This window comes from Cellvibrio sp. UBA7671, from assembly GCA_002483145.1.
Classification (GTDB): Bacteria; Pseudomonadota; Gammaproteobacteria; order Pseudomonadales; family Cellvibrionaceae; genus Cellvibrio; species Cellvibrio fibrivorans.
Window position 1 is genome coordinate 164488 of record DLHJ01000013.1, and the last position, 24978, is coordinate 189465.

Annotated in this window: 21 protein-coding genes; 6 read left to right on the forward strand and 15 right to left on the reverse strand. The window is 47.6% G+C overall.

Annotated features, from left to right (window positions below; translation table 11 throughout):
• Positions 1–22: 22 nt before the first annotated feature.
• The 4 genes from B4E62_RS11255 to B4E62_RS11270 form a co-directional block, all read right to left on the reverse strand.
• Positions 23–550 (reverse strand): hypothetical protein, encoded by a 528-nt coding sequence (locus tag B4E62_RS11255; RefSeq protein ID WP_331352133.1) that lies wholly within the window; start codon positions 548–550, stop codon positions 23–25.
• 128 nt (positions 551–678) lie between these two features.
• On the reverse strand, positions 679–3174 hold the full coding sequence (locus B4E62_RS11260; RefSeq protein WP_331352134.1) for an FtsX-like permease family protein: 2496 nt from the start codon (positions 3172–3174) through the stop codon (positions 679–681).
• A gap of 24 nt (positions 3175–3198) precedes the next feature.
• Positions 3199–3882: an ABC transporter ATP-binding protein gene (locus tag B4E62_RS11265; RefSeq protein ID WP_331352135.1), complete on the reverse strand. Its 684-nt coding sequence runs from the start codon at positions 3880–3882 to the stop codon at positions 3199–3201.
• Positions 3883–3914: 32 nt separating this feature from the next.
• Complete coding sequence (locus B4E62_RS11270) at positions 3915–5165, reverse strand: efflux RND transporter periplasmic adaptor subunit (RefSeq protein ID WP_331352136.1); 1251 nt, start codon at positions 5163–5165, stop codon at positions 3915–3917.
• A gap of 291 nt (positions 5166–5456) precedes the next feature.
• On the opposite strand from B4E62_RS11270, the gene B4E62_RS11275 reads away from it, so the two are divergent.
• The 4 genes from B4E62_RS11275 (at position 5457) to B4E62_RS11290 (ending at position 10818) form a co-directional block, all read left to right on the forward strand.
• On the forward strand, positions 5457–6854 hold the full coding sequence (locus B4E62_RS11275; RefSeq protein ID WP_331352137.1) for a sigma-54 dependent transcriptional regulator: 1398 nt from the start codon (positions 5457–5459) through the stop codon (positions 6852–6854).
• On the forward strand, positions 6844–8223 hold the full coding sequence (locus tag B4E62_RS11280) for a sensor histidine kinase (protein WP_331352138.1): 1380 nt from the start codon (positions 6844–6846) through the stop codon (positions 8221–8223). Before B4E62_RS11275 ends, B4E62_RS11280 begins: the two co-directional genes overlap by 11 nt.
• A 206-nt stretch (positions 8224–8429) precedes the next feature.
• Positions 8430–9053, forward strand: a complete 624-nt coding sequence (locus tag B4E62_RS11285) for a PEP-CTERM sorting domain-containing protein (protein WP_331352139.1) — start codon at positions 8430–8432, stop codon at positions 9051–9053.
• Between the two features lie 484 nt (positions 9054–9537).
• Positions 9538–10818, forward strand: a complete 1281-nt coding sequence (locus tag B4E62_RS11290; RefSeq protein ID WP_331352140.1) for a helix-turn-helix domain-containing protein — start codon at positions 9538–9540, stop codon at positions 10816–10818.
• A gap of 36 nt (positions 10819–10854) precedes the next feature.
• Here B4E62_RS11290 and B4E62_RS11295 read toward each other — a convergent pair whose 3' ends face one another.
• The 9 genes from B4E62_RS11295 to B4E62_RS11335 all read right to left on the reverse strand — a co-directional run bounded on the left by B4E62_RS11295 (position 10855) and on the right by B4E62_RS11335 (position 21326).
• Positions 10855–12870 carry a carbohydrate-binding protein gene (locus B4E62_RS11295; RefSeq protein ID WP_310074243.1) on the reverse strand — a complete coding sequence of 672 codons (2016 nt, stop codon included), beginning with the start codon at positions 12868–12870 and terminating at the stop codon, positions 10855–10857.
• 415 nt (positions 12871–13285) lie between these two features.
• On the reverse strand, positions 13286–14272 hold the full coding sequence (locus tag B4E62_RS11300; RefSeq protein ID WP_331352141.1) for a class 1 fructose-bisphosphatase: 987 nt from the start codon (positions 14270–14272) through the stop codon (positions 13286–13288).
• A 25-nt stretch (positions 14273–14297) separates the two neighbouring features.
• Positions 14298–15377 (reverse strand): class II fructose-bisphosphate aldolase, encoded by a 1080-nt coding sequence (gene fbaA, locus B4E62_RS11305; protein ID WP_331352202.1) that lies wholly within the window; start codon positions 15375–15377, stop codon positions 14298–14300.
• A gap of 181 nt (positions 15378–15558) precedes the next feature.
• Positions 15559–16329, reverse strand: coding sequence for a triose-phosphate isomerase (gene tpiA, locus B4E62_RS11310; protein ID WP_310074236.1), 771 nt, complete (start codon positions 16327–16329; stop codon positions 15559–15561).
• A gap of 242 nt (positions 16330–16571) precedes the next feature.
• On the reverse strand, positions 16572–18182 hold the full coding sequence (locus B4E62_RS11315) for a sensor domain-containing diguanylate cyclase (protein WP_331352142.1): 1611 nt from the start codon (positions 18180–18182) through the stop codon (positions 16572–16574).
• On the reverse strand, positions 18179–18604 hold the full coding sequence (locus B4E62_RS11320; protein WP_310074230.1) for a hypothetical protein: 426 nt from the start codon (positions 18602–18604) through the stop codon (positions 18179–18181). The genes B4E62_RS11315 and B4E62_RS11320 overlap by 4 nt, the downstream gene beginning before the upstream one ends.
• On the reverse strand, positions 18604–19869 hold the full coding sequence (locus B4E62_RS11325; RefSeq protein ID WP_331352143.1) for a hypothetical protein: 1266 nt from the start codon (positions 19867–19869) through the stop codon (positions 18604–18606). Before B4E62_RS11325 ends, B4E62_RS11320 begins: the two co-directional genes overlap by 1 nt.
• A gap of 92 nt (positions 19870–19961) precedes the next feature.
• Positions 19962–20858 carry a response regulator gene (locus B4E62_RS11330; RefSeq protein ID WP_310074226.1) on the reverse strand — a complete coding sequence of 299 codons (897 nt, stop codon included), beginning with the start codon at positions 20856–20858 and terminating at the stop codon, positions 19962–19964.
• An 84-nt stretch (positions 20859–20942) separates the two neighbouring features.
• Positions 20943–21326, reverse strand: a complete 384-nt coding sequence (locus B4E62_RS11335) for a TfoX/Sxy family protein (protein ID WP_331352144.1) — start codon at positions 21324–21326, stop codon at positions 20943–20945.
• Between the two features lie 225 nt (positions 21327–21551).
• Here B4E62_RS11335 and B4E62_RS11340 point away from each other — a divergent pair, with 225 nt between their 5' ends.
• Both B4E62_RS11340 and B4E62_RS11345 read left to right on the forward strand, forming a co-directional pair.
• Positions 21552–22043 carry a DUF1456 family protein gene (locus B4E62_RS11340; protein ID WP_310074221.1) on the forward strand — a complete coding sequence of 164 codons (492 nt, stop codon included), beginning with the start codon at positions 21552–21554 and terminating at the stop codon, positions 22041–22043.
• A 164-nt stretch (positions 22044–22207) separates the two neighbouring features.
• Positions 22208–22624 carry a PilZ domain-containing protein gene (locus B4E62_RS11345; RefSeq protein WP_310074218.1) on the forward strand — a complete coding sequence of 139 codons (417 nt, stop codon included), beginning with the start codon at positions 22208–22210 and terminating at the stop codon, positions 22622–22624.
• A 64-nt stretch (positions 22625–22688) separates the two neighbouring features.
• On the opposite strand, the gene B4E62_RS11350 is transcribed toward B4E62_RS11345, so the two are convergent.
• Both B4E62_RS11350 and ppa read right to left on the reverse strand, forming a co-directional pair.
• The gene (locus tag B4E62_RS11350) at positions 22689–24020 is read right to left on the reverse strand and encodes an MFS transporter (RefSeq protein WP_310074215.1); all 1332 of its coding nucleotides are present in this window, start codon (positions 24018–24020) and stop codon (positions 22689–22691) included.
• A 326-nt stretch (positions 24021–24346) separates the two neighbouring features.
• Complete coding sequence (gene ppa, locus B4E62_RS11355; protein WP_310074213.1) at positions 24347–24877, reverse strand: inorganic diphosphatase; 531 nt, start codon at positions 24875–24877, stop codon at positions 24347–24349.
• Positions 24878–24978: the final 101 nt, after the last annotated feature.

Consider the following 24978-nt stretch of genomic DNA (forward strand, 5'->3'; position numbering starts at 1 on the left):
GCTACCTTTAAGAAGCTAGGTATCACCTTATTTTTTCTTCATTTGCAGGGCCTTGAAACTGCGTGTCATCCATAGGCAAACCATCTCTTTGTGTTGGGTCTCGCTCTACAAGCAACCAGAGTATTTTTAGTTGTGAGTTCTCCTTAATAAAAGTCTCTACCTCTTTCATCTGATCCTGGCATGGCCAGCAGTTTTCTGCCCAATACTGCACAAATACATATTTATAGCCCTTGGTTGCATCAAATGAAAATGCGCTATTGGGTGGAATAACTGCCGCAGCAAGTACGGTTTTTAATTGTCGAGTACCAGTTGTAGGTTTTTGCAGTGCCTGTGCCAGGCCATCTTTAAAATTAGTTGGTATGATTTTGCTGTGGTAAATACTAATTTGATCGGCGTTAAAAACTTCGAGCTCGGGCAACGCGTAGGCTTTCATATCATTTTTTTTAAGTGTTTCGTACATTGCAATTGGCGGTATACGTAATTCAATGCGTTCTGCTTTTGCCAAAAGCGGGAATAAAAAAAATAGAATAAAAATCCTGATGTTTTTCATGGGGTAGAAATTCCTGTTATCTCTATAGCGATAGGGAAAAAGACCCCACCTAAAAATGGTGGGGCTAAGACTTCCTGTCAATGCGGGGCTGAGGGATGGCTATGGTCGCCCCTTATTGGTTTAGGAATTTATTCGTCGCGTAGCACTTCGGCCGGGCGTAAATGACCAATGCTGAGCGAGTGAAGCGTGACAGTGAGCCACACTACCAATAAAGAAATCGCCAGTGCGGCAGCGCAGAATACGGGCAACCATAACGCCAATGAAAAGTGTTGATGAAAATTCTCCAACCAACTGCTAACCGCATAAAGTGCAATTGGCCAGGCAATCAAATTAGCAAGAATGGCAATTAAGGAAAAATCGCGATTTAACAAGTGAATAATTTGCGAATGTTTTGCTCCATGTAATTTACGTAGCGCAATTTCACGTGCGCGCTTTTGCGTATTGAGCGCAGTGATTCCATAAATTCCCAAAAGCCCAATCATCAGCGCGACTAGCGCAAACCCCGACATAAATAATTGCAGTCGCCGTTCATTGCGGTAGCGGTCTACAAGGGAGTTGGCAAATAGCCAGTGGTGCGGTGGTGTGCCTGCCGCGTTAGTCCAGAGGGATTTAATACTTTCAATTTCTTGCGGGCTCAGTTCATGATCAAAATTCATCGCGAATGGCATACCACCCACGCCAATAGAGTTGAGTGTCATATACATGCAATCCAAGGGGGCTTTTTTGTGGTCGCCTATATGGACGTTCTCAATGACACCAATAATCTTTGCTGAAGGTCCGATAGGCCTTCCTGGTTGTTTGAATACGTCAATGGTTTGGCCTAGCGCCTCTTGGGGCGATGAAAATCCCAGCGCTGCAATTGTTGCACGGCAGAGGATGGCGTCCATTGGGTCGTTCTGGTCCCTTGAGAAAGGTTTGTTCAAACTCGTGTTAATGTTTTCTTTTGTTCCGGCGATTAAGGCAATGCCATAGGTTTCAAAATAATCCGCATCAATTACCCAATCATAAATAACCTTTTTTTCACGCAGCTCGTCATTCACCATGGAGCTAATATCCATCGTATGTTCATTGCGTCCGGGAATATCGCCCATAGGCGATGCTGCTGCAATAAAGCCGGGCATCTTGGCTAATTCTTGCTTAAGGGGTTCGCGCTGAATTTTGCCGAGACTGGTGCTGCCCTGCCCGATAACCATAACAATTCCCTCCGTTTTATAACCCGGCTGATATTGATTGATCAATTTGAGTTGGCCGTGAATAGCCGCAAGGCCAATCACCAGGGACACTAACGCAATAAATTGAACCAGTAGCAATAAATTGCGCGTAATAATGGATGCAGGGGTTTCGGTTGAGCGATTCGCACGCAGAATAATAGCCGGATTCATTCTGGAAAAATAAATGGCGGGATAGCAGGCAATTAGTAGCGATACCAACAGCACCATGGCAGCGCAGATAAGTGCCAATACGGGGCTCACGAAAATTCCATCCACTAGTGGAAACTGCAACAGTCCAGCCAAGTGAGGCAGAAATAGTTCGCAAATAATCAGCGCCAACAAAAACGCTACAGCGACATACACTAAATTTTCCAGCCAGTACTGCGCCACTAACTGCGCAATACCCGCGCCCTGCATACGCCTCAGTGCAACTTCTTTTTGCCGTGCGACATATCCAGCCAATCCAAGGCTAATAAAATTTCCAATAGCGACGATCAAAATGACTATTCCAAGTAATGATAGGATCATTACGCGTGTGCGGTTACCATCACTTGTCTTGTCGTTCATGTGGCGGTCAGCAATCGGCATTAGGGAATACTTTACACGTCTATATTTATTTTCTTCCTCATCGGTAGATAGACTGAGCTCACCCGCTTTATTCAGTAGGGTCTCTATATCGCTTTTAGCGATGCTTATTTTCGCTTTTATATAAGTGTCGCGTATATAAGACGCTTGATCAGCTTGAATAGTTGGATATTGCAAACGGGGAAAAAAGATAGATGGCTGAATATGGCTGCGTGAGTTATCTATAGCGACTACCGCAATAATGCGCACCTGCTGCAATGCCGGTCGCTCACCTGAATGCTGTTGTGTCACTGTTGGTATGAGGCGGAATTGCAGTACTTTCCCCAAAGGATTGTCTTGGCCAAAAATCTGCTCTGCAATAGTCTGGCTAATAACGGCAACATCGGGATGCTGGGAAAAAGTGCTGATGTCACCGGCCAATACCTCTGGTTGGAAAATAGTTAAAAAATCAGGGTCAACTTGAGTAATGGGCATCGGCTTTGGCAGCGGTAAGGATTGTTTAGCGTCAATCAAACTGACTTCAGTATTGCTGCTTTCAACTTTTGTCATCCAGATCTGATCATTTAGGCTGGCGCGCAATTGCGGATAATGAATCTCGTTAATTCCATCCATTACATCCTGCCGGCTGCCAATCCGTGATTCGCTGCGCACTAAATAAATTTGATCGGCATCCTGCCAAAATGAATCCCAAGTTAGTTCACTGTAGTTAACAATAATCACCGTCAGCACTGCGGCCAATCCCAAACCCAGCCCAATAATTTTAATTGCGCTGTTAATTTTGTTCTTCACAAGATTGCGCAACGCAATAATCAAATAGTGTTTAAACATAACTCATCCTTATTTTTAAGCTTATCAAGCTGCCGCCAATTGGCTTTGCGCAACAATTTTTCCGTCAAACAAATTAATACGGCGCTGGGCGTAGCTGGCGTGTTCGTTGGAGTGAGTGACTATCACCACTGTGGCGCCTTCTTGGTTTAAGGTCTTGAGCAAGCGCATCACTTCTTGGCCGTGTACAGAATCCAGATTTCCCGTAGGTTCGTCGGCAAGAATTAATTTGGGGTTGGCGACCAGCGCGCGCGCAACTGCAACGCGCTGCTGCTGGCCGCCGGAGAGTTGGTTGGGCATGTGTTGCGCGCGGTGGGCAATTTCCATTTTTTCGATAACCGCTTGCACACGTGCTCGGCGCTCGGCCGCGGGAATTTTGTGGTAGAGCAGCGCCAGCTCGATATTTTCAAACACACTGAGTTCATCGATTAGATTAAAGCTCTGGAAAATAAAACCTATATTGTGTTTACGTAATTCACTTAATTTTGACTCGGAATGACGTGCAATATTATCGCCATTAAAAAAATAATCGCCTTGGTCCGGGTTGTCTAACATGCCCAGGATATTTAGCAGAGTCGATTTTCCACAACCCGATGGCCCCATGATGGCAACAAACTCACCTTGTTTGATCTCCAGGCTGATATTCCCCAGTGCTTTGGTTTCTATCGCTTCAGTGCGAAATATTTTGTCAATATTGTTAAGGCGTATCATGTTCTTCTCCCTGCTGTTTTTATATTGAATGTTTAGTAAATTTTCAGGAAATCAATATCGTTATAGGTGGTGTAGGGGCTAACAATGACACGCTCGTTTATATTCAAGCCTGCAAGCACTTCGATAAACTGGCTATTGCGCCGCCCCAGTTTTATATCGCGCCGATAGGCACGCTTGCCATCGGCCGATACAACAAAAATCCAATGTCCGCCCGTATCCTGAAAAAAAGAATTGTTGGGAATTAGTTGTGCAGGCTCATTAGCACCCATTTGCAAGCGTAACTGCAAGGTTTGACCGCGGCTGATATTGGCAGGCTGCGCGCTGGTAAACACCAAATCAACACGGAATTGTCCATCAATGACCTGCGGGTAAATTTTTTTTATGCGCAGTGGAAATTCTTGCTGATCCACTTTTGCCAGTGCAGTTTGGTCAACCCGGGTACGGTTCATATAAAACTCGTCCATCTGTGCCATTAGCTTGAAATGATCCGGGTCATCAATTTGGCCAAAACGTTCGCCGGGCATCAATGATTGCCCTGGCTCCAGATTAAATGCTGTCAGGCGGCCAGCAATAGGTGCCTTTACATTGAGGCTTGCTAAATTGGTGCGCGCAAAAGTTAAGTTGTTATTGAGCGATGTGACTGAATCGCGTAATTGCTTCATTTGCGCTGCTTGCAAGGCTTGGTCTACTTCGCGCGCTTCGCGGATTAATTGCTGGCGCTTTTTTAAATAGACCAGATTATCTTCAGTCTCTTTCAATTCTGCTGCGGAAATTAATTGCTGTTTTATTAGCGGGCGCATTCGCGCCAATCGTTGGCTCTCAATAGCTATTTGATGATCCAAATCATTCAAGTTGCGCTTATGTTCAAGATCGTTGCGCGCCAGATTTAATTCCTGAGTCTGCAATAAATTAATTTGCTCACTTACCTGCGCTTCGCGGGTGATGGATTCCAATTGCAGGCGGGTGTTGGAGATATCCACAATCGCCGCTCCCTCTTCAATCGTTGCTCCATCTTCCAAATGGATTTTTTCTACCCGTCCGCCTTCAATCGCATCAAGATAAAGCGTGCGGAAGGGCATCACCTCGCCGCGCAGTGGAATTACATCTTCAAAAATTCCCTGTTGAACTGACGCGATAACCAAATCCTTTACATCCACACGCAGTGTGCGCTCACTGCTTGGCGCGGCCATCACCCAGAGCGCGGCAAGCGCAGCAACCAGAAAGAGTGCGCTGATTACTTTGCGCCATTTCTGCCAAAAATTTATTTGTCTGGGTTTATCCATTGTCATTGGGGTCTTTTTATCAACTCGTTCGTTTTGTTGCGGCTTGATTAAAAAATATCGCGCTATCAACGGCTTATCGCTCTGGGTAGCCTTATCCACCGAGCAGCGCTGCTACTTATGTCGCAACAGCTATGCCATTTAATAAAAGCCAATAATTTCAATTGGTTATCGTTGTTTTGGTAGGTGCCTCGTGGCTTGATGTGTTCGATTTCGAACGCTTGTTGTTCGCAATCGAACGACATAAACTGCGATTACGCTCACTAGAAAACAATAATGCCAGGGATATTTCTCATGACAGTAATTGCTGGACATCTGTTAGTGCTCGATGACGATGAGGATATTTTGTTGTCGGCGCGCCTGTTGCTCAAACGCCAGATAAAAACCTTGAGCTGTTTAAATGACGCGGCCGAGCTGCCAGAGTTTTTAGCGCATCACATGGTTGATGTAGTATTGCTGGATATGAATTTTACCCTCGGCGATAACTCTGGTCGCGATGGTTTTGAATGGCTCGCCTATTTGCGAACACATTATCCGCAGATTGTGGTAGTGGTGATGACGGCTTATGCCGGTGTTGAATTGGCGGTCAATGCGATTAAGGCGGGTGCAACAGATTTTGTGATAAAACCCTGGAGCAATGAAAAATTAATTGCGACTCTGCACAGCGCTGTGGCGTTGGCACAGGCGCGCAATAAAAACCAATTATTGCAGGGTGAAAATGTCGCATTGCGCGGTTCGTTAGAGCATTTGTCGCAGATGCAAAAGCCGGCTTGTTTTATCGGCGAGACAACCAGCATGCGTGAGCTACTGCGCAAACTTAGCCTCTGCGCACCTACCGAAGCCAATGTTTTAATTTTGGGTGAAAATGGTTCCGGTAAAGAGTTACTCGCACGTGAGATTCACGCGCGCTCCAAACGCGCCGGCAATATTTTTATGGCTATTGATATGGGCGCAATTCCGGAAAATCTATTTGAATCGGAATTGTTTGGCTATAAAAAAGGGGCGTTTACCGGTGCAAATGAAAATCGCATGGGGAGATTGGTCGCCGCCAACGGCGGGACTTTATTCCTCGATGAAATCGCCAATCTTGCACTGCATCTGCAGGTAAAGTTGTTGCGTGTGCTGGAGCAACGCCAGGTAACACCAGTTGGCGATGAAAAACCCTTTGCATTAAATGTGCGTGTTATTGCCGCAACTAATGCTAGCTACGTGCACTTAACGGATGAGCGGCAATTTCGCCAGGATTTATTATATCGCCTGAATACCGTAGAACTTACTCTGCCGCCGCTGCGCGAACGCAAAGACGATATCCCATTGTTAGCCGATCATTTCCTTAGCGTTTATGCACAAAAATATCAACGCAAAAAGCCACTACTTAGCCACAAAGCGCTGGCCGCACTGCAGGAATATTCCTGGCCAGGCAATGTGCGTGCGCTAAATCATGCCATTGAGCGGGCGCTGGTGTTGAGTGATAAAGATACCTTGCAAGCGGAAGATTTTGCCCTCGCACCTGTGGCTGAAAATTCTCTATCTGATTCAGTACAAACTAACTGTTTAAATTTGGAAATATTAGAGCGCAATGCAGTTGAGAAGGCGCTAAAAAAACATGCGGGCAATATTTCACAAGCGGCGCGGGAATTGGGCTTAACGCGCATGGCGCTCTATCGCAGGATGGAAAAACATGATCTCTAACGCTGTGATGTCAATCAAGTCAGGATTGACGGATTTTCGTATCAATATACTGCTGCGGTTAGTGCTGATTCTTTGCACTATGTTGCTCTTGGCCGGTATTTATCACGCGGAACCATTTTTACTATTCAGTATGATTGGCATAGCGATATTATTGTCGGTACAGATTTATTTACTTTTTAGTTATATGCAATCCACCCAGAGCGAAATGGAAAATTTTTTTGACGCAGTGCGTTATGAAGACGGCGCACGCCGAATCAATACCCGCTTTAAACAAAGCCAAAACCTCAAAGTCCTGTGGGAGGAATTGCAAACGCAGTTACAACAGTTACGACAGAAAAATGAAGAACTGGTGCGCTATTACAGTTTGCTGCTGGAAAAAGTCCCTGTTGCGCTAGTGGTTGTTGAAGATAAGGGTGAAGGCGCAAAAATTGAATTGGTCAATGTGGCCGCGCAGCAATTATTTAAACGCAGCTACCTGGCGGCAGTCGATCAGTTGCAGGAATACGGCGCTCAACTGGCGCAGGACATCCAGCAAATAACGGCAGGCGAACAGCGCAGTTCCCATCTGTTGAGTGATCAAGTGTCTATAGCAGTGGCACTGTCGGCGGCAGCGATTCAATTACAAGGTGGAACCAAAAAAGTCATTAGTATTCAGCCTATCCAACGCGAACTGGATAGGCAGGAAATTCTCGCCTGGCAAAATTTGGTACAGGTATTTACCCACGAAATTATGAATTCAATGACGCCCGTCGCGTCACTGAGCAAAACGGCAGATGAATTATTGTTGACGCAATTAGATAACCATGGGAATACCGATGAGTCTTTGCAGGATGCGCAACAAGCGATCCATACGGTGGCGCGCCGCGCTGAACATTTAATGCAATTTGTGCAGGCTTATCGACGTATTGCCAATCCACCGCAACTAAATTGCGTGGATATAGTTGTGCAGGATTTACTGAAGAATGTATGCCGCTTGTTTCAGGTGCAGGCAGGTGAGCGGAAAATCACATTGGAGTGCAACGCAACTCCTGGACATCTTAAATTACATGGTGACCCTGCCCAAATTGAGCAGGCGCTAATCAATTTAGTGAAAAATTCAATGGACGCCTTATCTTCAATGAACAATGGCCGAATCTATTTACATGCTTACATTGGTCATGGCGGCAATTTATTAATCGATGTGATTGATAATGGAATAGGAATTCCAATAGACAAATTGGAACAAATTTTTGTGCCTTTTTACACCTCAAAACGAGATGGCACTGGTGTTGGGTTGTTTTTGGTGAAACAAATTATGCAGGCGCATCGCGGATCGGTTTGTGCACTATATGATGAAAAAGGTGGAAGTCTTTTGCGGTTGATGTTTTAGGCTTTGCGCTATTGTGCCCAAATGTGTGACATTTTGAGAGATTCTTTTGAATAAACGGAGATAGCGGCTGTATTGCTAAAAAGACTAGGTTAAGATTTAGTTGCCATCAAACGGAAGGCGCTCGTCGAAATCATTCGACGCATATATAGTTCAAGGAGAAATGGTGCAAAACAAATCAAATAACAGTGATACTTAAGGAGAAACCTTTGAAAATTTTAACTTCATTAGTGATATTTTGTTTATCGGCAGTGGCATTAAGCAGCAATGCAACGATCATTTGGGATGAAAGTATTAATGGTAGCTCTGAGGGCATGCCAATGCTTAATTTGCAGATGGGGGCAAATGAAATTTTAGGCTCAACCCGTTGGATTGGTGATGACATCGATCCGTTTATTTATACCGAAGCAAATCGGTACGTTTTGAGCTTACAAGAAGGATATAGCATAAAATCCATAACCGCTGAGATCTTTAATTCTGTACTAGATTCTCAGGAGTCACTTGACAGCCTGTGGGCAACGACATTTTGGTCACTGCAAGATTTTACCTATGACTTCAAGTGGTACGAATATACCCGCATTGGTGAACCGTCACCTTATGCTAGTTTCAGTAATCTTCCGCTCAACGGTTTCAATAATTTTCTCTTGAATCAAGCTGCTGGGCTTTCTATTTCGGGGCCGTTTGATCTTTCCTGGGATTATAGAGTGACTATTGAAGTAGTTAATTCAGTTCCCGAGCCATCATCATTATGGTTGGTGCTGTTCGCACTTGCTGTCATCTTTGGGCACAAATATCAACTAAGAAACGTGTCAGCCCTTTGCAAAATATTCTAGTCATTTACACGGCGGTATCGCTGTAGAGGGCTTTGGAAATTATTGATCGTGGTACAGCTTCTTTTTGCTAGATAGCAAAAAACAGATTAATGCTTCTCGACACTTTTGGCGGCTAATGCGCAGCATGACCGCCAGATTGAAAATCTTTTATGCCGTACATTTTCCTCCGGTTTGTTCGTTATGAACAAACCGGTTATTTTCCAAAATAGCCCAAACATTCATCCACTTCATTTGCGGAACCTAAAATGACTGCAACGTGTTCAAGTAATTGTTGCGGTTGAATTTCCAAAGTGCGTTGCTGCTCGCTCCAGGTATTTCTTATTGTGTCCTCAATTAATATCGGTTAGGTAACAGAATTATTGGCTATCGCCCTTGGCTGATTCTCAATCAATGATTTAAGCTATGATTTTTACAATGCAGCTGACCATATTTTGTGGGTGAGTGAACTATTACAATAACAAACAAGATTTCACCGGAGTAGCTTATGCAAGCACAAAGGTATTTGGCATCTCTACTAATATTCATGTGTACCATTTGTATGGCGGCAAATGCCCCGGCGCAATCGCCGGATTCTGTACTCGTTAATTCAACATTGCCTGTTGCAAAAATGCCCTTTTTTAATCTGCACGATTTTGTTTCATTGCTGACTGCGGCGATTTGTGTACTGCTGGTGATTTACCAATTTTTCTTACCAAAGACCAAACCCCTGTCGGCGGTGTTGTTGGGCTTGTTTTTCCTCAGCTTGGGCGCTGCTGCGGTTTCAAATGTATTGCTGTGGAATGCGTACATTAGTATCAACTCAATACTGTTAAAAAATTTAATCCCATGGTTTTTTTCAATAGTCTCTATCACCAAAGGTGTATTTTTATATTTATATGTGGCGTCGTTAACGCAGCATGACTTCAAAATTAATTACAAACATTTTCTATATGCAACACCGCTATTGATTGTGTTAGTTATGTTGTGGGTGTTTCAAATTGATGCCGATAATTTGCGTTTTATCGGTGTGCACAAATCTCCAGAGGATATACAGCATGTTGTGTGGGTATGGCACTTTTTACGCATAACACCGTTTATCTATGCGATTTTGGCGGTAATCATGACATTCTATTATCACAATAATTTAAAGGAATATTATTCGAGTTACACCGTCAATGGACCTGTTTGGCTTAGTGTGTTGACAATTGGTTTTGCGCTGAATTGGGGATGGGCGTTGGCAACGCATTTCGGGGGGCGGTATTTACCTGTGGCAATCGCTGATTCGCTTGGCATAGCCGATAATTACATTACGTTGGTGTTGCTCAATGGAATTTTTATTTACAGTTTTGTCTATAGTCATAAATTAGAAGCGACCAAAACGCTGCCAAAAGGTGCTGAGGCGGCGGATGTGACGCACAGCTCTCTATCCGGTGATGAACTAACAAAAATTAGAAATGGAATGGAAGTTGATCAGTTATATTTGAAAAACAATTTGAATATAGAAGAGTTTTCAAAATGCATCGGTCTTTCTTATCGGGAGGTGTCGAGCATTATCAATAAACACTTCCAGACGAACTTTTATGAATTTGTTAATTTGTACCGCGTGAATAAGGCAAAACAGTTATTACTCAATCCGGATTATGCCGATAGAACCATTTTAGATATTTTTTTGGAATCCGGCTTCAACAGTAAGTCGGCATTCAATCGGTTTTTTAAACGTTATGTGGGAGTTACTGCCACTGAATTCCGTAAAAATCCACTCGCCCAACAAAAACGGGAAGGCTAAGCCTTCCCGTTTCAGGTTAATTCACCAAGCGGTAACTTAGTAGCAACCAGCGTTGATGCGTGTATTGCCATCCCACGCACATTGACCGGTGATACAGTCAACCAAATTGTTGTTAAAGCTGTTCGTTGCATGGCTGAAAATGGTGAACCAGCCACCGTCGTCCCATACTGCAGTCGGATAGTTGCGCGAACGAGCTTCCAGCGAGTGCATTTGTTGGTACCACAAACGAATGTTGTTGCAGGTCATGGTGGGCTTGTTCTTGGCCCAGCCTACCCCCCATTCACTTACATACACTGGCATACCTTTGCCGACCGAATCAGCCCAATTTTTTACCCGCGTCAGAGGATCAGCGATGGTGGCAGTCGTCCAGGCCATTGCATGGTTTCCGTCTTGACCGGAAAAGGTGAAGGGCTCGTAGTGGTGATGGGAGGCCATTATGTAGGGATCATTACCGTTGCCGACCGGGCTAAGGTCGTACCACACGTTACCCAACTCGTAAGACCCAAACCATTGGTTGCCGCCAATCATCACAATACGCTGTGGATTTACTGCGCGAATCTTTTGATAAGCCCGGCCACTCATCGCGCGGATGTTGGCGACTGGCATTGCACTACCATCAGAAAGATGTGGCTCATTCAGCAACTGGAACATCAGGCGCGTGTTGCGATTGCCAAAAATATCCACCACGTCTTGCCACAGACGCTCAAGTACCGCGGCGCGGTTGTTGTCTTTCAGGCCGTATTCGTGGTGGGCGTTGATGACAACATGCATGCCCGGCAGGGAGAGCGCATAGTCAACCGTCTGCTGAAGTTGTGCGAGCCTTGGATGGTTGCGGTCAACCACTCCAGTAAGTTGGTTAGCCAGGCGCGAACCGTTAATGGTTTCAGTCCAGGTAACCGGGATGCGCACATTACGGAAGCCTTTGGCGTAGTAAGCATCGATTTTGGGTTTGGCATTGGCGAAGGTTGACGCGTTCTGCTCGCCTTCGAACATGTTCCCCAAATTAAAGCCTGCACCCATATCCGTTGCTGCTTGTGCAGCAGTTTTCCATTGGCTGGCCGGTGCTGAGCTGGACGTACTTGTGGCGCTGGATGAACTTGGAGTAGATGTGTTTGTGCCAGAAACGATTTCAATCCAATCCAGATTGAATCCGCCCACCGCCATAAACATACCCAGGTCGTAGGTGCCGGCCTGGATAGTCACGTTAGCCTGGATGGTCTGGAAGTTTTGCCAATCGCCGGTGTTGGGGATCACCATATTGGTGAGGAAAGTTGCGCCGCTGTTTAGATCAACTGCAAATTGGGCCCCGGTATTGGGGCTCGCAACCCGTGCGCGGATGGTGTACTGGCCGGAGGTTGGAATGACAACATCAGTAAATTTGAGCCATTCATTGGCAACGATCCAACCTACATTAAATCCGCCACCCGCGGCCAGTGCTTGTATATCCACTGCGTCGTTACGATAGGCTGCGCCGCTATTACCGGCTGTGGTATCAAAGAACTCATCGTAGTCTTCCGCTTGCAAGCGGAGATTGGTGCCTGCCGCCACAGATGACCTGCTGGATGAGCTTGCCGCACACTTGTCGGTCAGGCTAAACCAATTCAGGTTCCAGCCGCCTGCAGGTACAACAATGCCCAAGCCCTGTGCACCGCCGGGGAGGGTGATATCACGAGTGATGGTGACCCAGTTTTGCCAGCCGCCAGTGTTGGGTACCGGGAGTGTGTCATAAGTGGCACCTCCACCCGATTTCTCCAGCACCAGCACCGAGCCGGTCACTGCGCTCGCTACACGGTATTGGACGGTGTAAGTACCCGCGCAGGGCAAGTTGAGCGTTGGGTAAGAAATCCAGTCGCCGGCATCGGTATAACCCACATTCAGTCCGCCGCCGGTATCGGTCGTCGCCTGGGTTTGGATGCCGAGCATATTGTTAAAGCTTTCGGCCTGGACAGTGGTGGTCGCAGCATTGACCTGTGCAGCTAGAAGGCCAAGCAGCATGCCTCCCACAGCAGCAGTGCCCCTGAGGGCTTTTTGAGCATCAAGATATGTAGTCATTTGGAAAACCTCTATGAATTTATTATTCGGTGTTGTGCTGCTGGCGATTGCCGATCAGTTTTGGTAATGCATCCTCTTTGTTATTCCGTTGTATAAGGATTCAAGCCAGCTACCCGATAGTAAATTTTGTGCAAGCCGACGCGCGCCAGAAGTTGCACAGCGTCAAAGTTGGTGCGCACCAGCTTCGCGGCGAAACTGGCACCTGTAGTTTTTGTGCTAAACAGCCACTTTTTTATAGAGCTGGTTCAAATTTTTAGGATGCGGCGGGATTTATAAAACAAGGGGAATAAAAAAGCCCCGGTAGTGAGTGGATTACCGGAGCTTCGTTTAAGGTCGAACGTTATGACAAAACAGTTAATGCAATCTGCTCGATATCAAGCAAACGACCCTTGCACAGGCTTCTGCTTGTGGTCTTCTAATACGCTGTCGGATGCGCTTGCAGATAACCTAAACACTCGTCCACTTCATTCGCAGAGCCCAATATTACCGCCACTCGCTCATGCAATTGTTTGGGTTGGATTGCCAAAATTCGCTGCTGTTCACTAAAGGCTTTTCCGCCGGCATTTTCAATTAACAGTGCCATGGGATTTGCTTCGTACAACAGACGCAATTTTGCCGGTTGTTTGGCGTTGCGTTTATCTGATGGGTATAAAAATATGCCGCCGCGCGTAAGCACGCGGTGCACATCGCCCACCATTGCCGCGTTCCAGCGCATGTTGTAGCGCTTCTGGCGCGGGCCGGTTTCGCCGAGGATTAAATCCCCAATATAGCAGTGCATATCGTCGTTCCAGAACCGCGAGTTGCTCATATTGATGGCAAATTCCTGGGTGTCTTTTGTGATCTGGATATTATCTGCCGTTAATAAAAAAGTGCCCTGGGTTGAGTCCAGGGTAAAGCAGCGCGTGCCTTTGCCGGTGGTAATGGCGAGCAGGGTCGACGGCCCATAGAGCACATAACCGGCGCAGACTTGTTGTGTCCCCTGCTGGTTAAATTGCAATTCGCTGTTGTGCGGAACTGAATCGAGTGCGCGGTAAATACTGAATATAGTTCCAATCTGGCCGTTGATATCGATATTGGATGAGCCGTCAAGTGGATCAAAGGCCACCAGATATTGTCCCTCTGGATTGGCCGCGACGACGCTATCTTCCTCTTCCGAGGCGAGAGCCGCTACAGGTGCACAGGCGAGTAACAAGTCTTTCAATAATTGGTTGGATATGACATCCAATTGTTTTTGGGTTTCGCCCTGGATATTTTCATCTTGCGTTGAACCGAGCACTCCCGCGAGCGCACCTTGGCGCACGCGGAACGCAATTTCTTTGCTCGCATCAATAACGGTTTCAATTACTCGCATCAACTCTGCTTCGACATCGTCCTCGCGCAGTACATTCAGTAAATTTTTCATTCAATTACCTGTTGCGGCTTTTTTGTTAGATATAGCGATTGATACAATTTAAATCGGCGAAGGATTGTTCCAAACGCTTAACCATATGTTCTTCGCTTTGGCGCAGCCAGACGCGCGGATCGTAATATTTTTTGTTAGGTTTTTCATCGCCATCGGGGTTGCCAATCTGGCTTTGCAAATATTCAGCGTTGGCTTTGTAGTATTCCATTGTCCCTTCCCAAAATGCCCATTGGGTATCGGTATCGATATTCATTTTTACAACACCGTAGTGGATCGCTTGGGCAATGTCGTCTGCTTCAGAACCTGAGCCGCCGTGGAAAACAAAATCCAGGCTGTTGTGCGGCACACCAAATTTTTCACTCACAAAGGTTTGGGAGTTGCGCAAAATTTCCGGCGTGAGTTTTACATTGCCCGGTTTGTAAACGCCGTGCACATTGCCGAAAGACGCCGCTATAGTGAAGCGGGGGCTTATGGGGCGCAATTTCTCGTAGGCGTAGGCCACATCCTGTGGTTGGGTATAGAGCGCGGAATTATCCAGATGGCTGTTGTCCACGCCATCTTCTTCGCCTCCCGTGCAGCCTAACTCGATTTCCAGTGTGATGCCGAGCTTGTGCATGCGTGTTAAATAAGCGGCAGAAATTTCGATATTTTCTTGCAGCGATTCCTCCGATAAATCGATCATGTGTGAACTAAATAGAGGTGTGCCAGTTTGCGCAAAATGTTTTTCGCTTGCATCGAGCAGTCCATCGATCCAGGGTAATAATTTTTTCGCGGCGTGATCGGTGTGCAATATCACCGGCACACCGTAGGCTTCTGCCACTGTATGTACATAGTGTGCAGCGGCGATTGAGCCTAGTATCGAACTACCTTGGCCATCGAGCTTGACACTTTTGCCGAGAAAAAAAGCGGAGCCGCCCTGCGACAATTGCACAATCACCGGCGAATTCACTTTGCGTGCCGCTTCGAGTGTAGCGTTAATCGTATTGGTGTTGGCTGCATTGACCGCGGGATAGGCAAAACCACCGGCTTTGGCGGCATTGAATAAGGTTTTTACGGCATCGCCAGTGGCAACGCCAGGGGCAACGAGGTTCGCGAGACTGTTCATCATCAAATCCTGAGCTGTGGTTGATTTTTTGTGATGACCGAGTTATTCGCCGATTGGATTTTTTAGTTTTTCTTTTTTATGTCGAATATAAATTTATGTGCACGACTTCATTTCTCGTTGCACTGACTCGTAGGGGCGCCGCTTGCTGCGCCCAACTCTCGCCGAACGCGCCCAAGGTTTTCTAGTCATCAATCTCCGCAAGTTCCGACGCCTGTTCGCAAATCGCAACAAAGTGACCCGGGTCCAAACTCGCACCGCCCACTAACAAACCATCGATATCTGCTTGCTGTAATAAATCGCGCGCATTGCTTTTAGTTACGCTGCCGCCGTACAAAATGCGCACGCGATTGGCAGTAGCTTCATCAAAAATGCGCGTGAGTTCTGCGCGGATAAACTGATGCACTTCTTGTGCAATTGCGGGTGTTGCTGCAAGGCCGGTGCCAATCGCCCAGACAGGTTCGTAGGCGATGCACAGGTCTTTGCCGTGCAGGTCAATACCGGTGAGGCCGCCGCGCAATTGTTCACGCAATACTTGCTCGGTGATATTGGTTTCGCGCTGCTGTTGGTTTTCACCGACACAGAGCACTGGCAATAATTCGTGGTTCAAGGCAGTGCGCACTTTGATTTGGCAGCCCTCGTTATTTTCCGCAAACATCGCGCGGCGTTCGGAGTGGCCTATTAAACACAGTGAGCAGCCCGCTTGCTTGAGCATTTGTGCCGAGGTCTCGCCGGTGTAGGCGCCTGATTCGTAGCGGCTCACATTTTGGCTGCCGATTTGCAATTCGGAATACTGCAAAAAAGTCAGCATATCGCGCATATACAAATAGGGTGGGCAGATGGCGATTTGCGCCGCAAAGTGTTTGCCGATAAACGAGGCCACCGAAGTGCAAATCAAATCCAGACCGCCGTTGAGTTTCCAGTTGGCGATCACTATGGGTTTACGTTGTTTCATGAAATCTACTCAAAAGAAGACGTGCACAAGAGTGCGGCGATAAAAATGGGTCGTCGGCGATTGGCGAGCTGATAAGTGAAAATGCTACACAGCGGAATGAAATCGAGCAATAGTCGATTGAAATTATATTGCTTTAAATTGGGTTTTTTTAGAAATTAAATCCTAAATTATCGTGAAAAACATGTGTAAACGTTTCATTTTTGTACATTCACAAAATGTAATCGTTTACATTTTGTGAATGTTTAGTTGTTGGCCGTAAGGGGTAGGTCGTTGTCGCTGGGGTCATAAAATGCGTAGTTGTTTTTGCCCTGCCGTTTGACGATGTACATAGCCTGGTCAGCATGTTTGCGCACGCTCAGTGCGTTGTCGCCATGCTCGGGGTAGAGCGCTATGCCGATGCTCATGCCGATTTTTTCCAGCACTCCGGGTTGTATTTCGATGGGGGCTTGTTGTGCATCGAGAATTTTTTGCGCGATGCGTTTGATGGTGTCGATTTTGCCAGCGTGGTTGAGGATCAATAAAAACTCATCGCCACCCAGACGTGCGACCACATCGGAGTCGCGCACCAATTTGCGCAGGCGCGCAGCGATAGTGACCAGCACTTTATCGCCCGCATCGTGGCCGTAGGTATCGTTGATGGTTTTAAATCGGTCGAGGTCGATCAACATCACCGCAAATTCTTTGCCGCCCACCGGGGCTTGCTGGATAAGTTCTTCCAGTGCACTTTCAGCTGCCTGCCGGTTGCTCAAACCGGTGAGGCTGTCTTTTTCGGCCAGCTCGCGAATGCGTTCTTCGGAATATTTGCGCTGGGTAACGTCGTACATCACCCCTTCTACAGTAGCGCCCTGTTGGGTATTGCCCGCGGGCGAAAAAATGCAGTGGACCCAGCGCACCTGATTATCTTGTTCGGTGCGGATGCGCAAATCGGCGGAGTGTGGACGCTTGCTGATCAAGGATAATTTAATCAGCGATGAAGCTTGTTCGTGGTCGAGAAAAACGCGCGCGATAATATTGTCATCACCTGTTGCAGACTGCGGTATTTCGGTTAAGCCGGTGAGATGAAAAAATGCCGGATTGGCGGTGACTAAAGTACCTCGCTCGCGCACTAAAAAAATACCTGCGCTGCTGTCTTCAAAAATGCCGCGAAAGCGCGTCTCCAATAATTCTACGCGATGGCGCAATTGCCGCTCTTCCTCAAGCATGGTTTCAACGGTGTGCAGGAGGGCATTGATATCGCCTGCGAGCAAGCCGATTTCATCCCCGCGGTGTACACCAGCCACATCAAGCCGGTTGCCATCGCCGGGCGTGATGCGATGCAAACGGCCGGAGAGATACGACAGCGGGCGCGTCATCATCCAATACACCAGAATTAATACCAGCAATGCAACTACAGCGGCTTGCGCCGCTAAACCTATCGCAGTAGCCATGGCGGAATCGCGTGCGCGCAGTGCAATGAGCGGAAAATTGGGCACCACGGCGAGCTCGCCCACCTTTTCTTTTTCATCGAAGGGCGCGTTTAGGCTAATCGAAATCAATTGCTGTTTTGCATCGGCATTGGTTCGACCGTGCTGGCCAATAATTTCCTTGTTGGCAACAATTTTTGCGCCTACCACTATATCGTTTTGCGTTAACCCGGTGACCACTTGCTGCGCGAGTTCACGGTTGCCAACGTAAGCTGCAATAGCTGCAGTTGCCTGTACGGTTTCCAATAATTGTTGTACCGAGCGCTCGCTGTCGGCAAAGGATTTTTCATAACTGCGCTGGTAAAAAAATTGTGATGACAAGAGCACAACAAAGAGCGCTGCGGCAGCGACACTAAGCGAGACTTTAATGTGCAGGCTTTGGATATTCATTCGTGCGAGGGTAACTCCGTTACAATTTTTACATTCTTGGGTAGCGCCTGGCGTGTGACATACGCAATCGCTTCGGTATTGCGGGCCACTTCAGCAATCAAGGTTTGTTCATCGACCAGTTGTTTGGGGGGCGACATACGCCCGGCAAAAATCAGTGTGGCCCAATAGGCATCTACCTGGGCTTCATTTTTGCCGGTGAGGATTTTGTAAAAGTGGGCGCGCAAGGGTGTACCGGTTTTTAAATCCAGGGTTTCGGCTGACTGCCCGTTGGGAAACGCGGAGGCTCGACCCATAAACAAATCCATTACCTGTTTTTTTTCCAGTGCACTGACGGAATTCTGCGCGTTGACGATCACCAGTATCTCAGCCTGGAGTTGGCCGCTGAAGATCAGCGCTGCGATCAACATAATCACTTTCGCCATTAGAAGAGCACATCCCATGCAAGGCTAAGGACAACAGGTTTTTGGTCTGCAAGGATCGGCTGGGTATTGTCAGTGCGCAACCAGAGGTTGGTGCCGGTTTTATCTACGTCAAATTGTTCCAGTTGGATTTTCAAGGCCATTTTTGCAGTGAAATCCCAGCGTGCGCCTACACCATAACTGCGCTGCTTGATACGCACACCATTCAGGGTGCGCTCGGTGGCAACAACCAGGTAATCCAATTGGGATTGAAAGGGCTCAGGCAGCACAATGGAGGGATAAGGTACGTAAACCGATGGGTTTTTGGGTTCCGCATAACCGGCCAAACCGTAAATGCTCAGGCTACCAAAGCGCTTGCCCAGACTGGCATAGGCGTGTTTGCCGCTGGCAACCAGTGCCAGCTCCGACCCCAATTGCAAAAACTCACCTTGAAACCACCAGTCGTTGTTGTCGTAGTTCACACCTATCTGGTTGTAATCAAAACTTTTATCAAGGGTTTCCAGTTCGGACATAAAAAGCGTGGCGGGCGGCCATATCGAAGCCACTTGTGCTAATCCCTCGCGCAGGGGTTTGGCGTGGTCACTTTTGACTTTCACTTTGGCGTAGGTGTAGCGCAGCTTCCAGTAATTCCATTCCATGCTAGTGCTGGCACCATAGAGATCGAACTCCACGTGAATGCCTTGGTCGTTATTGAAACCGGTGGGATATTCCTCATCCGAGTTGCCGTAAAACGCTTTGATATTGAGTGCGGCATCGCCCAGTTCGATGCGCTTGGTAACGTCTGCACCGTCAAAATGATAGAGGGAGGCAAGGCCGTAAAGGTCATGGGGCGGGCGTACCCAAGGGATGGCATAACCGACTTGCCGATACTCAGAGAGCATAAACACATCGGCGCCCAAGCGCCCCAGGCGCAGATCCAGGCCATCGGTGGGGCGATAGCGGACAAATGCCCACTCGATGGAATTGGCGAGGCTGTTATTAAAGCGGTCTTTCGCCACCAGCTGCACCATGGTACCCCATTCGGGTGACCAATCTCCCTGCCATTGCAGGCCTAGCAGGGAGTCGCTTTTCCAGCTGCCGCTATGCTTGTAGGCGCCGTCATCTTTGGTGATGTCGCGTCTGAACACAAGCTTGGGGTTATCGCTCATCGCGATACCCAGGGTGGCAAAGCCAGAGAGGCGATGCTCTGCATCAGCGCTTGCGAGTGGTGCAACACACACTAGCAAGAGCGCTAGTAGTGGCGGGAAAATGCGATTTTCAAACATCATGGGAAAGGCAACCTGAAAATCCGCTAGTGGCTGGACATCAACATTGATGGAGACATGGACTGAGTATAGCCAGCGAGCCGTGCTTTGCAGGTTTACATTTGGGCGATATATTTGGACAGTGTTTCGAATTTTTCCGCATCGTTATCGACAAAGCGGATAACGATTTTAACTACGCTGGTATCGGGACGGTTCTCGCCCGCCTGGATGCTGTGGACATAGCCGTTGACGCGCGCGAGGTTGCTGCCGTCACCAGTTTCAATATCGACGACGGCCTGCTCAAACACCGTGGGCAGATCATCTGTCCGCTGCATTAAACAGCTCATCAGTTGCAATGACATCTCGCGAATAACACAAGCAAAAGTGCGGTTGTTAGAAAAGCGCAATTGCGCCTTGCCTTTGGCGGCCTTGGGAGTTTCTACTGCTTTAATGACGGGGGCTGAGGGCGCCGCCGGTTTTGCGCCCAATGCGCCAGCGCTGTTATTGGCGAAGGGATTGATGGGTTTGGGGGCAACCGCTTTAGGTGTGCCACCTCCACTGCCGGTCAATACATCCACCGAGGCAAAGGCAATCCCTTGGGTGCTGGCGGTACGCACCGCTTGCGTGGGTGATTTACCGGCAAGTTTCAATTGCTTGAAGACTTTTTTCAGCAGCTCTTCAGCCGAAAACGGTTTGGTTAAATAATCGGATACGCCCAGTTCGATCGCCTTAACGATATGGTTGCGGTCGCCGCGGCTGGAAATCATCACGAAGGGAATAGTGCCGTCGTGGGGCATGGCGCGTACGGCGGTGAGCAATTCGGCGCCGGTCATATTGGGCATTTCCCAATCGGAGAGAATCAGGTCGACCGCTTGGCCTTTGAGTTGCGCCAATGCCCGTGCGCCATCGGGAGCATCAAATACTTCCACGCCGGGAATTTTATCGCGCAGTTGTTTTTTGATCATATCGCGGATAAAGGTGGCATCGTCCACCACCAGAATACGAATGCCCATAGGTCATCCCTCTAACGATTATCCTTTTAGCCTAGCCCAGCTTTGATAATTTGCGCGCAATCCCGGGCAGGTAGAAATACCTAATCACGCGCGTGCATGCAGGTGGCGGATGGGTGTATCGAGGCAGGTTTCGTCGTCGCGGAAGTCGCCAATTTGCGCCGCCTCCACCGCGATACGCAGCCAGTGTTTCAATTCGGCTGGTTGGTCGAGCACTTCATTGGGCAGTTGGAAGAAGGAGGATTCCACATTAACTGCCGCGCGCGGCTGGAACGCGGCCATGCCTTTTTGCTGGTAAAGCGCGCGCGAGTGTTCGTCGGCGCGGAAATAGAGGTGGTCGTTGATCACAATGGCAAACTGCACGCCGCGATAATAAATGCCGACACCATTGAAAATCCGGCGATAGGAAACCTCTGCCACTTGCGACAAGCGGGCAATGATGCGATCCAGATACGCATGGCTGAGGTTCATTGGGTGATTTCCTATCCTGACTATTATTTAAAAAGCCCCAAAACTTTATGGAGCTGCGCATCCGTTTGCAACGACCTGCTAAGATCGTTTTCTGCGCCAAAATGAGGATAGTTGAATTTTTGACTATATACAGTTTACTGCTGAAAACGGGCGTATTTATGCAAATTGGGTGTGACGAATAAATACTGCTATAGTGCCCGGCTTTTTTAGGTTCAGGATTTGCTTATGACCAACAATGATATTCTCCGCCGCCTGCGTTTTATTTTTGATTTTGGCGATGCGCAAATGATGGCGCTGTTTGCATCAGGTGGTTTCAATGCATCGCGCGAGCTGGTGAGCGATTGGTTGAAAGCGGATGATAAACCCGACTACAAAGAGTTGCGCGATGTGCAGTTGGCTATCTTTTTGAATGGCCTGATCAATAAAAAACGTGGCAAGCGCGAGGGCGAGCAGCCCGAGCCAGAAAAAAGACTCAATAACAATATTATCCTGCGCAAATTAAAAATCGCGTTGGATTTTAAAGATGAGCAAATTCTGGAAGTGATGGAACTGGCTGGTTTTCCCCTGAGTAAACACGAGTTGAGTGCATTTTTCCGTAAGCCTGGGCACAACAATTATCGTGAGTGCCAGACACAAGTACTGCGTAATTTTTTAAAGGGCTTGCAATTCAAGATGCGTGGCAGCGCCGTTGATGCAATGGAGCCTGCGTCCGAATAACATGTCGCTTACATTCTAAAGTCCGTACTAACGAAATAGTTCGTTCTAAATGTATGGCCTCTTCATAACAATTGCTTCCGTTCCAGACGAGATTGCTGGATTACACTTTTAAGTACCCCTACTTATCACGTGTTGATCCAGTTCATCTGCTGCGAGTCATTGTTATGCGCACTTATATCCGCCACCCCACATCGATTCCCATTCAAGTCTGCGCCGGCGGCGACGAAGATTCGCGCGTTCGGGTGCGCAATTTGAGCGCGGGTGGCTTATGTTTCATCACCGATAAGCCGGTAAAAGTTGGCACCCTGGTCGAATTTGATATTCCGGTCACCAAACCGGATTATCACGGACGCGGTGTAATCGTGTGGCGCCGCGAGCAGTCATCGACGAAATATGAGGTGGGTGTGCGCTTTACCAGCGACGATGAGTTTTTCCGTACGCGCATGGTGGAGCAGGTGTGCCAAATTGAGGATTATCGCCAGCGCCTGGCGTTAAAGGGTCGGCAGTTGAGTAGCGAGGAGGCGGCACTGGAGTGGATTGAACGCTACTCGGCGAGTTTTGATCATCACGCGCAGCATTAATAAAAGCAGGTTATCAAAAAAACAAAACCCGGCCATGAGCCGGGTTTTGTTTGTTGATGGCATCTTAGTCGTGTTTTTGATGGAAGGGTGCGAGCCAGCAAATCAGAAAAGATGGAATAGTTGCTACCATCACAAAAATAAAATAACCGGTATAACCCATCGCTTCCTGCAATACTCCACTCACCATACCGGTGAGCATCATGCACAATCCCATTAGCGCTGTGCCGAATGCATAATGCGCTGTCGTGTATTTGCCGGGAGCGAGCTGCTGCATCAAATAAATCATAAAGCCCACAGAGCCAATACCAAAAAAGAACTGCTCAACTATGACGCCGGTAGCTATCAATGCGTAGCTTTCCGGTTGGATAACGGAAAGCAGTAAAAATGTGACATTGGGAATATTAATCGCGCAGCAAAGAGGGAAGAGTGCCTTTTTCAGTCCTTTTTTGGCAACATAAAATCCGCCGATTAAAGAACCAATGATCATGGCTATCAGGCCAAAGACGGAATAGATAAGTCCAAATTCCTGATTGGTTAATGAAAGTCCTCCATTTTCCATTGAGTCTTTCATAAACAACATGCTGGGTGCCAACAAAAAACCATAGCTGAGACGGAACAAGAGTGCGAAACCAATCATCATCCAAATTCCTTTTTTCTGGAAGAAGGTGATGAATGCATCAAGCAGAGTTGCACTTGCTTCTTTCACACTTGTGGGGGTATTTTCAGAGCGCGAGCCATCGGGCATAAATTTCCAGTGCCAAGCTGCCATTGCCAGCATAACGGCACCCAATAACGCGAAGGCAATTTGCCAGGATTGAGTCCAGTCAGTGCCATTTACCAAGGGATCGTGACCAAAAACATTTTCATGTAAAAAACCGGTCAAAATAATTAAGCCGCCGGTAATTGCCAGTTTTCCAAGGTTCCAGCTTAAGCTTTGCACGCCGCAATACTGCGCTTGCTGTTTGCTGTCCATAGAGGTGACATAAACCCCGTCGCTGGTGATGTCCTGTACTGAGCCGATAAAAGAAATTACCCAGAACAATACAATCATGGGAAGAAAAAAACTGGGAAGATTCAGTGCCAGGGCAACACCGATAAATCCTATACCTTGTATGATTTGGCTGGCGAGTACAAAAAACTTTTTGGTTTTATACATCTCCAAAAATGCAGCGAACAGTGGTTTTATTGTATATGCCAAACCGAGGGCGCTGGCATAACCTGCTGCCTCAGCATTACTCATTCCGAGATTGCTGAACATAATTACGGCGGCTGCGGTAAGAATGTTGTAAGTCAGCGCCATCGTAAAATAACCGGTTGGCACCCAGAGCAAAGGATGTTTAGTTTTGGCGGTCGGCGTTATAACAGAGGCGGAATCAATCGCAGAATCAGAACTCATGGTCAGTACCTTGTGTTTTTTCTTGCTGTTGTGTTTTTGTGGTAACGGCGACCTGCTCGTGTGTGTTGTTTCAGGTATTGGTTTGCGTTACTCACTGCCACTGGTTTTATTTTAGTCGGCGTAATCCATGCCTTGATTGTTACTCCGCTTTGGAAACAGAGGCCACTTTTTCTGAAAGTGGCCTCTGCGATCTCTCTCACCTGATCAAGCGGTTGATGCTGCTTTGTTGGGTGTTACTTTTTTTATTGCGATGTTTAATCGCTATTGTTTACAACTATTTTTTTATTGCTGCAGTGATGCAGTTTTATTTCATAGCTCGCGCGCAATTATTTGCCCGCTTTGTAGGTTTCTGCGGCTTTCAGGATTTCTGCGCGCGCTTCTTCCAGATCACCCCAGCCAGCGACTTTTACCCACTTGCCTTTTTCCAGGTCTTTGTAGTGCTCAAAGAAGTGTTCGATTTGCTTGAGGGTGATTGCGGGTAAATCTTGCAGGGTTTTTACCTCGCTGTAGATAGTAGTCAGCTTGTCGTGCGGTACCGCCACGATTTTCGCATCTTCACCGGCTTCGTCGGTCATCTTCAGCACGCCCAGCGGACGGCAGCGAATCACAGAACCGGCTTGCACTGGCTGCGGGAATACTACGAGTACGTCTGCAGCATCGCCATCGCCACACAGGGTGTTGGGGATGTAGCCGTAGTTGCAAGGGTAGTACATGGCAGTGCTCACCAGACGGTCAACAAACAGCGCATTGCTGTCTTTGTCGATCTCGTACTTGATACCGGAATTCATGGGGATTTCGATAACTACGTTAAAGTCATCGGGCAGGCTTTTGCCCGCAGGGACAAGTTCAAAACTCATGATGCGTTCCTGAAGTCTATTGATTGAAAATTAATGAATTAAAACGGGTTAATCTGCTGCACCGGGTGGAGCAAGAATTCTTTGAGCTAATAGGCGGCGGA